The 12,821-nt window shown below is 50.6% G+C and carries 11 protein-coding genes; 2 read left to right on the forward strand and 9 right to left on the reverse strand.

What is annotated here, in order from left to right; all coding sequences use genetic code 11:
- Window positions 1-173: 173 nt before the first annotated feature.
- The gene (locus tag CZ360_RS13295) at window positions 174-2,537 is read right to left on the reverse strand and encodes an ATP-dependent helicase (RefSeq protein WP_077534696.1); all 2,364 of its coding nucleotides are present in this window, start codon (window positions 2,535-2,537) and stop codon (window positions 174-176) included.
- 116 nt (window positions 2,538-2,653) lie between these two features.
- Window positions 2,654-3,514 (reverse strand): shikimate dehydrogenase, encoded by an 861-nt coding sequence (locus CZ360_RS13300; RefSeq protein WP_077534697.1) that lies wholly within the window; start codon window positions 3,512-3,514, stop codon window positions 2,654-2,656.
- Window positions 3,515-3,771: 257 nt separating this feature from the next.
- On the opposite strand from CZ360_RS13300, the gene uxaC reads away from it, so the two are divergent.
- The gene (uxaC, locus tag CZ360_RS13305) at window positions 3,772-5,175 is read left to right on the forward strand and encodes a glucuronate isomerase (protein ID WP_077534854.1); all 1,404 of its coding nucleotides are present in this window, start codon (window positions 3,772-3,774) and stop codon (window positions 5,173-5,175) included.
- Between the two features lie 61 nt (window positions 5,176-5,236).
- Here uxaC and CZ360_RS13310 read toward each other — a convergent pair whose 3' ends face one another.
- The 7 genes from CZ360_RS13310 to CZ360_RS13340 all read right to left on the reverse strand — a co-directional run bounded on the left by CZ360_RS13310 (window position 5,237) and on the right by CZ360_RS13340 (window position 12,414).
- A complete protein-coding gene (locus CZ360_RS13310; RefSeq protein ID WP_077534698.1) occupies window positions 5,237-5,743 on the reverse strand; it encodes a hypothetical protein in 507 nt (168 codons plus the stop codon).
- Between the two features lie 83 nt (window positions 5,744-5,826).
- Complete coding sequence (locus CZ360_RS13315; RefSeq protein WP_077534855.1) at window positions 5,827-7,416, reverse strand: NAD(P)/FAD-dependent oxidoreductase; 1,590 nt, start codon at window positions 7,414-7,416, stop codon at window positions 5,827-5,829.
- A gap of 118 nt (window positions 7,417-7,534) precedes the next feature.
- Window positions 7,535-8,812 carry a CdaR family protein gene (locus CZ360_RS13320; protein ID WP_077534699.1) on the reverse strand — a complete coding sequence of 426 codons (1,278 nt, stop codon included), beginning with the start codon at window positions 8,810-8,812 and terminating at the stop codon, window positions 7,535-7,537.
- Window positions 8,809-9,666: a diadenylate cyclase CdaA gene (gene cdaA / locus CZ360_RS13325; protein ID WP_077534700.1), complete on the reverse strand. Its 858-nt coding sequence runs from the start codon at window positions 9,664-9,666 to the stop codon at window positions 8,809-8,811. Before cdaA ends, CZ360_RS13320 begins: the two co-directional genes overlap by 4 nt.
- 93 nt (window positions 9,667-9,759) lie before the next feature.
- A complete protein-coding gene (locus CZ360_RS13330) occupies window positions 9,760-10,917 on the reverse strand; it encodes an aminotransferase class V-fold PLP-dependent enzyme (protein ID WP_324612714.1) in 1,158 nt (385 codons plus the stop codon).
- 20 nt (window positions 10,918-10,937) lie between these two features.
- Entirely contained in the window at window positions 10,938-11,144 is a 207-nt protein-coding gene (locus CZ360_RS13335; protein ID WP_077534702.1) for a putative Se/S carrier protein, read from the reverse strand.
- Window positions 11,145-11,241: 97 nt separating this feature from the next.
- Window positions 11,242-12,414, reverse strand: a complete 1,173-nt coding sequence (locus CZ360_RS13340) for a bifunctional 2-C-methyl-D-erythritol 4-phosphate cytidylyltransferase/2-C-methyl-D-erythritol 2,4-cyclodiphosphate synthase (RefSeq protein ID WP_077534703.1) — start codon at window positions 12,412-12,414, stop codon at window positions 11,242-11,244.
- Between the two features lie 127 nt (window positions 12,415-12,541).
- Between CZ360_RS13340 and CZ360_RS13345 the strand changes: the two genes are divergently transcribed.
- Window positions 12,542-12,748 (forward strand): hypothetical protein, encoded by a 207-nt coding sequence (locus CZ360_RS13345; protein ID WP_143530260.1) that lies wholly within the window; start codon window positions 12,542-12,544, stop codon window positions 12,746-12,748.
- Window positions 12,749-12,821 lie beyond the last annotated feature (73 nt).

Here is a 12,821-nt window from a genome sequence, read left to right on the forward strand (position 1 = left end):
AGAACGCATTAAGCCAATTATATCACAGTTCATTCAGAATAGTAAAGGAATAAAGCTGTTGGAACCTGAGAGAAGTTTTTCGCCCTTTTTTGAGCATATTCACAACAAAAAACAGAACCACCGTTGCCTCCTTCCCGCTTCCAGAAGGTCTGCTGAGTGGTTCTGTAAGGATCTTAAAGCTTTGCCAGCTTTGCAAAATTAGCCATAATTTTTTTTGTCCCGACCTTATCAAAGGCCACTTCAATCAATGTGTCATTCCCCATCGGCGTCATGGAAAGCACCATCCCTGTTCCAAACACCTTGTGCCGGACAGTATCCCCCGGCGCGAAGTCAACCGAAACTGTCTCCCGCTTGGTTCCAAATCCGGCCAGCCCCGCTGCCGCCGGCCTGGCCGCAGCCGGGCGTTTTGGCGCTGTCTGCTGCATTGCTGTCTGGAAGGAGCGGATGGTATTATCCTTGTATTCGAGCACCTCTTCCGGCAATTCCTTCAAAAACCGGGACGGGAGGTTTCGTGAGGTGTTCCCGAACATCATCCTCTGTCCCGCATTGGTCAGGTAGAGCTGCTCCTTCGCGCGGGTGATGCCCACATAGGCAAGCCTGCGTTCTTCCTCCAGTTCCTCCTGGCTCTGCAAAGAATTGTAGCTCGGGAAAATCCCGTCCTCCATCCCGATCAGGAACACAATCGGGAATTCCAGCCCTTTGGCGGAATGGATCGTCATCAGAATCACCTTGTCGTCCGATGCGTTCATGCTGTCGAGGTCTGTATACAGGGAAACCTCTTCCAAGAAACCGGACAGCGTTGCTTCATCGCCGTTTTCCTCACTGTATTTGACCAGGTTGGTTTTCAGCTCTTCAATGTTTTCCAGCCGCACCTGGCCTTCTACGCCCTGTGCCGTCAGCGCGATCCGGTAACCGGTTTCGCCCATCAGCTCGTCCAGCAGCTCATCCAGCGGAAGCGTCAAGGCGAGCTCCGTCAGACCCTCAATCATCTCAACAAACTGCTGCAGAGCCTTTGCCTTTTTTGACAGCACGCCGTAGGTGTCGGCTGTACGCATGATCTCAAACATGCTGATCCCGGTCTGAAGGGAAATTCCTTCCACTGCTTTGACCGTACTGCCGCCAATCCCACGCTTCGGCTCGTTGATGATTCGCTTCAGCCGTACGCTGTCCGAATGGTTATTAATCACCTGCAAATAGGCAAGGACATCTTTAATTTCTTTCCGTTCAAAGAATTTTGTTCCGCCGACAATTTTATAGTCGATCCCGCTCTTGATTAAGCTGCGCTCAATCTGGTTTGACTGTGCGTTCATCCGGTAGAGGATGGCATGGTCGGAAAAATGCCGGCCAGCCTGCACATTGTCCTGGATCATATCAGTAATAAAGCGGCTTTCTTCATAATCGTCCCGTCCACGGAACAGGGTTACTTTTGCGCCTGACCCGTTCTGCGTCCAGAGATTTTTGCCCTTCCGCCCCATATTGTGCCTGATGACCGCGTTCGCCGCGTCCAGGATATTCTGGGTAGAACGGTAGTTCTGCTCCAGACGAATCACAACCGCATTGGCAAACTGATGCTCAAAGCTCAGGATATTTTCAATGGTAGCGCCGCGGAACCGGTAGATGCTCTGATCGTCGTCCCCGACAACACAGAGGTTCTGATGCCGATGGGACAGCAGGCTTACCAGCCGGTACTGAAGCTGGTTGGTGTCCTGATATTCGTCCACCAATATGTATTTGAACAGGTTCTGATAATGCTCCAGCACGTCCGGATACTGTTCAAAAAGCTGCACCGTCAAAAGGATAATATCGTCAAAATCCACCGCGTTGGAGGCTTTGAGCCGTTTCTGGTACTGCTGGTAAATAGTTGCAATTGTTTTCAGCCGGAAATCCGATTCCGATTCTGCTAAAAATTCCTGCGGAGACTGCATACTGTCCTTCCTGCGGCTGATCTCGCCCAGACAGCTTTTCGGCGGGAACATCTTATCGCTTACGCCAAGATCCGCAATACAGTCCTTGAGGACGCGGATGCTGTCGTCCGTATCATAGATGGTGAAGGATGAGGTATATCCCAAAGCGCCGATCTCCCTGCGCAGAATCCGCACACAGATCGAGTGGAAGGTTCCGGAACGCACGTCGGCGCCCGGTTCTCCCAAACGGTTAATCAGCCGTTCCTTCAGCTCATTCGCCGCTTTATTGGTAAAGGTAATCGCCAGCACGTTCCAGGGCCTTACCGTTGGCGAGGAGATCAGGGATACCATCCGTTCCCTGTTTTCCCGCTTTCCGCCTGCATAGCCCTCCAAAAAATTAAAATCATCATCCGTGATTCCATACGGCATCGCCTCGTCAAACCAGGCGTTTCCGAATTCCAGCAGATGCCCGATCCGGTTAACCAGAACCGTCGTTTTTCCGCTGCCCGCGCCTGCAAGGATCAGCAGCGGCCCGTTCACCTGATAAACCGCCTGTCTCTGACAATCGTTTAAGCGACTGTATTCCTGCTCCAAAATTCTCCGTTTCAGAGCTAAAAACTCTTTTCCTACCATGGATTTTCCGTTTCCTTTCTATTCGTTCCAAGTTACTATTTTAACATAAATCCCCGGTGAAAGAAAGTGCTAAATCAAAAACAAAAAGCAGGGTATTTCCAAACCCTGCTTTTTTCTTACTTCTGGAAAAGCTTTTTTCTGACTAATTCTACCGGCATCTCCCGGCCTGTCCAAAGCCGGAAGGCTGCCGCCCCTTGGAACAGCACCATCCCCAGCCCGTTCAGCGTCCGGCATCCGGCCGCTTCCGCCATCTGAAGTAATCTTGTTTTTTCCGGCTCATAGATCGCGTCGGTTACCGCCAGCCCCGAATGAAAGAAATCCGTTTCCGGAATTACGCTCTGTCCCTCCATCTGCGCCATACCGACGCGGGTCGCATTGGCAAACAGGCAGCTTTCTGCAAGCTCCCGGCGCAGGGCTTCCTTCTCGTCCAGGCCAAACGCCTTTGCCCGGCAGTCAGTATTCCGGTTTATCAGCTCCGCTAGCTTCTCTGCCTTTTCCCGGTCGCGGTTAAAGACCGATAGCTCTTTCACCCCGTCCAGCGCCGCCTGTACACAGATTGCTTTTGCAGCGCCGCCTGCCCCAGCTAGAGTCATCTTTTTTCCGGCCGGGTCAAGTCCTGCGTCTCTTACCGACATCATGTATCCTTCCCCATCGGTAATATGCCCGGTTAGGACGCCGTTATCATTGACAATCGTGTTCACGGCGCCGATCAGCTTCGCCGCTGGAGTCAATTTGTCCAGATAAGGAACGACCGCCGCCTTTAAGGGCATTGTGACGTTTGCACCGCGCATCCGGAAGGTTCTAAGCGCCTCAATCGCTTTTCCGGCGTCATCCGTTCCAATCTCAAACGCAAGATATGCGAAATCCAGTCCCAGTGCCTCAAACGCCGTATTATGCATTACCGGGGAAACACTGTGCTCTACCGGCGAGCCAAACAGTCCCAGCAGGGCTGTTTTTCCCGTTATCCAACTTCCCATCTAAACCACCATCTCCCTGCCAGCTACGGGAGGTTCCTTTCTATTCTATTGAATGCAGCGCGGGCAATTTTCCGCGCCTGTTTTTCTTTTATTCTATCTTCTTTCATTTTTCTTGTCAACCTTGCCGGAGTTCTACTTGTTTCATTCCCGAAAAAGAGGTATAATCAACCTAGAAGAATACCGCCACAGCAGGAATAACAGCTATCATCCCTCGGGAAAGGAGTGCTTTCGCCCCGGCGAAAGCTGTATGCATGATTATGAAAAAAGCATTTATGGATCAGGATTTTATGCTGTCCAACGATACGGCAAAAACGCTCTATCACGACTATGCGGAACAGATGCCGATCATTGATTACCACTGCCACATCAATCCGGCAGAGATTGCGAAAGACCGTACATTTGATACTATTACCCAGGTATGGCTGGGCGGCGACCACTATAAATGGCGGACGATCCGCGCGAACGGTGTGCCGGAGGATCAGATTACCGGAGCAGACTCGTCCGACCGGGAAAAATTCCAGATGTGGGCAAACACCCTGCCCAAACTGATCGGCAACCCGCTCTACCACTGGACGCATCTTGAGCTTCAGCGCTATTTTGACGTCCATTTCCCGCTCAATGGAGAAAACGCGGAGGAAATTTGGACAAGGTGCAATCAGGCGCTCCGCTCCGGGCTGAGCGTCCGCAAGATGATCACCCGTGCAAACGTTAAGGTTATCTGCACAACCGACGATCCCATCGATTCTCTGGAATACCACCAGGAAATTGCGTCTGACCCGACCTTCCCTGTTGCCGTCTACCCGGCGTTCCGTCCTGACCGGGCTGTCAATATCGGGAAGTCCGATTTTTCTGATTATCTAGAGAAGCTTGCAGAAAAAAGCAAAATTTCCACCCGTTCCTTTGACGGAGTCTGCCACGCGCTCTCAGCCCGGCTTGACTTCTTCCAGGAACTGGGGTGCAGGGTTTCCGACCATGGACTGGACGCGGTGGTCTATCGGCCTGCTTCCCGCGAAGAGGTCGAAGCCATCTATCAGAAACGTATCGGGGGCGCGGGCCTGACAACAGAAGAAATCGAAGCCTATCAGACCGCCCTCCTTCTCTTTTTGGGTAAGGAATATGCAAAGCGCGGTATTGTAATGCAGCTCCATTACGGCGCGGCCCGAAACTGCAATGACCGCTATTACAAAACCTTGGGCCCGGATACCGGATTCGATTCCATCGCGCCGGGACACTGCGCGGACGGGCTCGCCCCGTTTTTGAACGCGCTGGACTCCGACAGGGCGCTCCCCAAGACAATTGTATATTCCCTCAATCCCAACGACAACGACATGATCTCCACCATCATCGGCTGTTTCCAGGGACCGGAAACAGCCGGAAAGCTGCAGCTCGGCTGTCCCTGGTGGTTCAATGATCACGAATACGGAATGCGCAAGCAGCTTACTGATCTTGCCAATGGCGGTGTTTTGGGGAATTTTGTCGGAATGCTCACCGATTCACGCAGCTTCCTGTCCTATACCCGCCATGAATATTTCCGGCGGATTCTCTGCGATGTGATCGGCAGGTGGGTCGAGGACGGAAAATATCCGGACGATCTCCCCGCCCTTGGCGCAATGGTACAGGATATCTGCTATTACAATGCCCTGCGATACTTTGGATTCTAAATCAAATACCAGAAAAGCCGGCAGGCCGCAGGGCCTGCCGGCTTTCTTTTTCAAGGCAGTTTCAGGATTCAGTAAAATAGCAGAAATCGCAGAGCACGCCTTCTGCTTTTCTCACTGAATCCTCAGAGTCCGGGGCAAACTGCTCCAGATTCCAAAGAAGGCAATGTGCATTCTGTTCAAATTCATAAGTCCCACCCAGAACGAGGTAGCGGTCACAACCGACCTGATGCAGAAAGCGCAGGACGGCAGTTCCCTTTATGTACTGGTTGGTTAACAGCATATCCCGGAACCAAATCGGCTTTCCGCGTTTTGCATACCGTTTTAGGCGCGCGGCGCGGAGGCCATGCCGTCCCATTGGAACCAGAACATCCTGGTTGCTGAGCAGGTCATGGCAGCAAACCCAAACCGGAAGCACAGGCCTGGCTGAGGGAGAAAAGAGCTTCCCGGCCTCTTCCATGCCGACAACGCAGAAATAGGGCTCGATCCCACAATGCTCCATGAGCTGAAATGCGCTTAATATTTTTTCCTTTTGACAACTGCCTGACCGGATCACGATTCCAAGCTTCATAGCCGTTCCTCCGAAAAAATGGCAGTGAGCCGGATATCGGCTCACTACCATGCTATGCTGTCCGATTAAAATCGGTTCCGGCTTTATGGCCGGTAAACCGAGATGATTTTCTGAGCGACCCTGACGCCGTCCACCGCGGCGCTCATAATCCCGCCGGCATACCCGGCGCCTTCTCCGCAGGGATAGAGCCCGTCCAACGACCGGCTCATCAGCGTTTCAGAATCCCGGACAATCCGCAGCGGAGAAGAGGTTCTTGTTTCCACCCCGGTCAAAACACTGTCCTCGGCGGCGAAGCCTCTCAGCTTTCTGTCAAAGCGCAGCAGACCCTTTTTCATCATATCAGTTACAAAGGCCGGAAAGAGTTCCTCCGGACGGCAGGGCGTCACGCCAAGCGCATAGCTGGGTTCTACCCGCTTGAGCCGAAACCGGTTTCTCCCTTTGAGGAAATCGCCGGCAGTCGTTCCGATTGCACAGTAGTCCGCTCCGCCGAGCTGAAATGCCTTTTCCTCCAGGCTTTTCTGGAAACGGACGCCGTCCAGGGGATGTGTTCCAAAATCTTCTGGGGAAACAGAGACAACCAGTGCGGAATTTGCATTTCTGCCATCCCGGCTGTATTCGCTCATTCCATTGGTCACAACTGAGCCTTCCGATGAAGAGGACGGTACCACAACACCACCCGGACACATACAAAAGGTATACACCCCGCGCCCATTTTCCCGGTAGGAAAGCTGATATTCCCCCACCGGCAGGGACGGATGCCCCGCAAGGTTTCCATAAAGCGCAGAGTCAATGCTGCTTTGCAGGTGCTCAATCCGCATCCCGACTGAAAAGCTTTTTGGTTCCATCCAGACGCCCTCGTCATGAAGCATGGAAAAGGTATCCCGCGCGCTGTGGCCCAGTGCCGCCACCAAGGCTCCAGCCGCCATCTTTTGTCCGTTTACCGTGATTCCGGCAATCCGGCCGTTTGTCCGGTGAACCTTCTCCAGCTTCTGCCCGAACCGAACCTCTCCGCCCAGCCGTTCAATCTCCAGCCGCATGTTCCGGATCACTCCGCGCAGCTTGTCCGTCCCGATATGGGGCTTTGCCTTTACCGCAATTTCTTCCGGCGCGCCAAAATTGACAAACTGCTCCAGGATATACTGGCAGCGGTCATCGGAAATCCGGGTGGTCAGCTTTCCATCGGAAAAGGTTCCCGCACCCCCTTCCCCAAACTGGACGTTACATTCAGGGTCAAGGACGCCCTCTTTCCAGAAGCGTTCCACTGCGTTCACTCTATGGTCTACGTCATATCCGCGTTCCAGCACAATCGGATGGTAACCCTCTTTTGCCAGCGTATAGGCGCAGAACAGCCCAGCCGGGCCAAACCCAACCACGACAATCGGAGCATTTAAAACCTGATCACCATGCGGAAAAGAGGGGGTTAACTCCTCTCGGTAAAGGATGTCATGATCCCCCATTCGCTCACAGAACTGCCTTTCATCCAGATCAAGCTGAAACAGAACGGAGGAGACAAAAGCAATTCGATTTCTGTTGCGCGCGTCCAATGATTTTTTGTGGATGTCCGCCCCAATTATCAGACGCTTTGCAATTCCCAGCTTTTTAATCCCTTTCCGGATTACTTCCTGCTCCGGCTCGTCCAGGCCGGTAATAATATTTGCTACTAAAACTGCCATATGAATCCTTATTCCTTTCCAGAGGCGTCCTTTCGATAAATCATGGAAAATCTGTCTGATCCAGATTTTCCCTTTCACAAAAACAGGCGGCACACTGCATGCCGCCTGTTTGCTTTTCTTATGAATCCTTTGCAGAAACCTTAACCAGAACGGAGTAATCTACACCAACCGCCCATGCCTGCTGCTCGCCTGACAGGGTGATCTTCACCGGAACCCGCTTTTCCCCAGCAGAAAGCGAGACATTGGAGAAGTCTACCGTTGCCACTACGTCTGATGGGCTCAGCTTTTCCACAACGCTTGCCTCCCCGACAAATTTAATGCCGGACAGCTTGGTTGTCAGCAGCTTTACATCATATTTAGCCGGAACATTTTTCAGTACAATATTGTCACAGGAAATCTTGGCATAGTCCATTCCCTCCGAGGGGAAAGAAACCGTCACTTCATCAACCCCGTCAATATTGATGTATCCGGCCAGCAGAGATACGTCAAAATTAAATACCGACCCGACGTCGATTTTTCTGAAATCAATTTCTCCCAGTGAAATTGATTTCACATCCGCAGCCGCATCCACCGGAACGCCGATTACCAGCTTTTCCTGAGACATTTCATAGGAAATTTTTGAAATGTCAATTCCGTCCGGTACATTGATATAATCAAAGGTAAGCGGTACTTCAACCTGCTTGTAAACCGGGACGGTGATCTTATATCCTTCGGTCTGTACAGTAAGCTGTGACATATCAATCTCATGTCCGTTCTCATCCAGAAGCTGAAGTGTTCCGTCCAGCGATTGGGAGGTTTTCAGCTCCACTTTATCTTCATTGACAACCCGAACGGTTTTGATCTTCTGAATCACTGATTCCGGCCCGGAAATCGGGATTTCACTGGGCGATACCATCGCCTGCTCCAGGAAGCAGCCAGCCGGTGCAGTAGCATTCGGCACATAAGCCTCCGGCGTCAATGTTGAATCAACCAGGCGGTCAAATTCCACCGTCACCTTTTCCGGCTTCACCCTGGAAATCTCATATTCTACATTATTAGAATTACCCGGCATTTCCACCTGTACATCCAGTTCATACCGTCCGGGCTGGGTTACCTCAGATAAATCCAGCTTCGCCTGAAAATCTTCTTTCTCCAGCAACCCGATCTGATAGGATTTCCCTGTGATCCGCACATCAACCGTTTCATCCGAAAGGCTCACAATACTCAGTCCGTTTGTTTCCGCGGCGGTTCCAGTCAAATCGGTGGAAATTGATACATCCTTAATTGTCGATACCGCGTCGTTGCTCACCAGGGTTGTCACTGCAAACCAGGCCGCAACCGCTACAATCACAGAACAGATTTTGAGAAATTTACTGTTTTCAAATAATCTGCTGAAATCAAAATTTATCTTTTTCATTTCTTCTTTCCTTTCAGGAAAGTGTGTTTTTTGCTGTCCTTGTCTACCTTCGGCACCAGCTTGTCCCGCAGATAGGTCGCCAGGCGTTCACTGGTAAATCCACGCTGCAGCTCACCGTTCTCCGCAACAGAAACAGTTCCAGTCTCTTCCGACACTACAATAGTAATCGAGTCAGAAACCTCGCTGATCCCAATCGCAGCACGGTGCCGGGAACCCAGGTGTGTTGCGATCAGCTCCTCCTTCTGCGGTTTGGGCAGGAAACATGCCGCCGCCAGGATCCTGGCATTTCGCATGATAACGGCCCCGTCATGAAGCGGCGTATTGACAAAGAAAATATTCCCAAACAACTCTACACTGGGCTTCGCATTAATTTCCACCCCGGTGGCAATCTGTTCGCCCAGCTTAGTCTGGCGTTCAATCACAATCAAAGCTCCGGTTGTATTTTTAGAAAGGCGCTGCACCGACTCTACAATAATCGGGATCACCCGTTCCCATTCCCCGGCATGCTTGTCCGAGCCTTCTGTCCCGAACACCCGGGATACCTTGGTCCGCCCCACGCGCTCCAATACCCTCCGAAGCTCCGGCTGGAACAGGACAATCAAGGCCAGGATACCAATCTGGAAGAGGTTCGTGAACAAAAATTCCATTGTTTTGAGACGGAAAATTTTCGCGACAAAAAACGCCAGACAGAGCAGCAATATGCCTTTTAAAAGCTGCTCCGCCCGCGTTTCCCGTACAATCTTAAACGCTTTATACACAATATAGGAGATCAACGCAATATCAAGCAGGTCAAAAACGGTAAAACCCTTCATGACACTGTATACTGCATCAAAAAAGCTCTGTATTACTTGCATTTGAAAACATCCTTTATTTTCTTTCCATCAATCCATGGCGTCAAAATTAAAATCTTCCCTTATTCACTATTCTATCAAGGATAGGGAATAAATTCAAGTTTTATCAGAATATTTTGCAATTTGTTTTAATTCCCTTAGCAAATTCATCATATCACGCTTTGTATTAAAGGCAGACGGCGAAACACGCACCGCGCCGCCCTGCTCGGTGTTCAGCGTCCGATGGGAGGATGGAGCGCAGTGCAGTCCGCCTCTTACGCAAATTCCTCTGGCGTTCAATGCAGCTACCACATCGAAGGACGGCATATTGCCGACATTGAACAGGACAATCGGCGCAAAACGACCCTTCTCAAAATAATAATGATAGGTCTTGATTTGCGGTATGGAAGCAGCCTGTTCATAAAAATAGCGGCATAGTCCGAATTCATGCTCGTAGATTCTCGAAATCCCGATTCCGGAGACATAGTGAAGCCCGGCGCCGACAGAAAGGATCCCCACTGTATTGATGGTTCCGCTTTCGAAACGATCCGGCAGAAAATCCGGCTGCTGCGGCAAAGAGGAGGCGCTTCCTGTCCCGCCCTCCATGATGGTATCCATCTCAAGATCACTGCCAAGCAGCATCAGCCCTGTCCCTGTAGTGCCGTAAAGTCCCTTATGTCCGGCAGTACAGAAAATGTCGATCTTCATTTCCTGGAGATTAACCGGCAGTACTCCCGCCGACTGAGCGCCGTCTACAATAAAGGTAAGCCCCGCCTGGCGGCAGAGCTCTCCCAATTCCTTAACCGGCAGAATCAGCCCTGTGACATTGGAAGCGTGCGTACAGACAATTGCCTTTGTATTCGGACGGATTAGGGAGGCAAAGCTCTTGAGCGTTGCCTCTAAATCCCCTTCATATACCATCGCACAGTCATAATCGATGATCCCCTTGCGCTTCATCGCAAACAGGGGCCGCATCACTGAATTGTGCTCCAGCGTTGAGGTGATAATGTGTCCGCCGGACGCCATCACGCCCTTAATAGCCATGTTCAGAGCATGGGAACAGTTAGAAGTGAACACCACCCGCTCAGGACTTACTCCGAAAAATTCCCCGACCGCTTCCCGGACGTGGAAAATTTGTTCTGAAGTCCTCATAGACAGGCTATGCCCACTTCTCCCAGGATTCCCACCATAAATTTTAATTGCTTCTACCACACTTTTGACGACATTTTGCGGTTTTGGAAAGGTTGTGGCTGCATTGTCCAGATATATCATCATCTCACCTCAGGCAATAGGATTTAGTTTAGAATCTGAATTCCATCTTGACGTAGGATCTGCGCCGCAGTTTGGTAATCTGTGCTGGCCGCGACAGAATAACCACAGCCATTTGACTTCACCGAGCTCGGCGTATAAACGATCCGGCTTTTGATTCCTCGTCTTCTTAAACTGTCCTTTGCCTTGTATGCATATGTGAGTGACACTAAGCTGAGATAGCATTCACCCATTTTCCCAGTCACCTTTCCATATCATAATAGAGGGAGCGATCCCCCTGCTATCCTATGGAATTTCCGGAAATTTGGTGCATCATCCTTTTCCTTGCTTTTATCTCGACGGCTCCAGCAGTGCAACCGCATGAGCCGAAATACCGCGTTCTTCCCCTGTAAAACCAAGCTTTTCCTCGGTGGTTGCCTTAATGTTCACCGCTTCTATTCCAACCTTGCAGGCAATTGCAATATTTTTTCTCATGTCCGGAATGAAAGCAGCGAGCTTTGGCTTCTGTGCAATAACCGTCGCGTCAATATTTCCAATCCGATATCCCTTTTTGGCCAGCAATGCGCAGACATATTCCAGCAGCTTTAGGCTGTCAGCGCCTGCATAAGCCGGATCGCTGTCCGGAAAATGCGTCCCGATATCACCCAATGCAGCCGCGCCCAGCAGCGCGTCCATTACAGCATGAACCAGCACATCCGCGTCCGAATGGCCCAGCAGGCCAACCGTATGGGAGATTTCCACCCCGCCAAGGATCAGTTTTCTCCCCTCAACCAACCGATGCACATCATATCCATGGCCAATCCTCACCTGGCTCCACTTCCCTTCTCTTTCTGCCAGCAGCGCCTGCGCTACCGCAAGGTCTTCCGGCGTAGTCAGCTTGATATTGCTGTAGCTCCCCTGGGTCATATAAACCGGGACGCCAATCGCCTCCATAAGCTGGCAATCGTCTGTAAAATCCAGCCGGTGCTCTTTTGCATAGACCATCCCTTTCAGATAAAGGGCATGTTCAAACACCTGCGGCGTCTGGGTCAAGAACAGCTCGCTCCGTTCCGGCGTATCGCAAATCCAGCCTTCCCGGACAACCTTAACTGTATCCTTAGTCATAACTCCCAGAGTTGCCGCACGGTACTTTTTGGCGTCCTGAAACACCTTAAGGACATCCTTTTCCTCCAGCAGAGGACGCGCCGCGTCATGAATTGCCAAATGGGTGCTTCCCGCATCGCAAACCAGGATTCCATTTGCCACCGATTCCTGACGTGTCTCCCCGCCTGCAACAATCTTCAGCGGAATCATTCTATTATATTCACGAAGAGCAAATTTCATGCGTGGGATTTCATCCTTGCGCGCCACTACAATAATTTCCCGCACCTGCCCGATTTTATAAAACGTTCTGACACTGTGTTCTATCACAGGGATTCCGCCAAGCTGCAGAAAGGGCTTCCGTACTCCGCCCATTCGGGCAGCGTTTCCAGCCGCTACAATAATCACCGATACACGAAGCATGTCCGCGTCCTCCTTATAGTTCTTTTATCCTTATGTTATCATAAAGTTTCAGAAAAGAAAAGATCCGTTTGAAAGATTCATCCTACAAATCATGTTTTGTTCCTGCGCAGCCAAAACAAAAGCCACAATGAAAAAACAGGATGAAAAAGAGCTCTGCATACCAGAGTATACAGAGCTCTTTTTCAAAGAAGAAAGAAAATATGGATGGTTAGCAATCATTAAATCAGAAATAAAAGCCCAAGCTGAACCCATTTCCGGCCATTTTTCAGGCGAATTTATCAGTTTTTTCAGAAGTCATTTATTACTTTATCAAATAATACCATATATCATTTGATTTGTCAAAGGAAAATGTTACAAAATATACAAAAAAACGTTGTTCAATTTTCATGAACAACGTTCCTTTTATT

It is taken from the genome of Massiliimalia massiliensis (assembly GCF_900155615.1).
GTDB lineage: Bacteria > Bacillota > Clostridia > Oscillospirales > Ruminococcaceae > Massiliimalia > Massiliimalia massiliensis.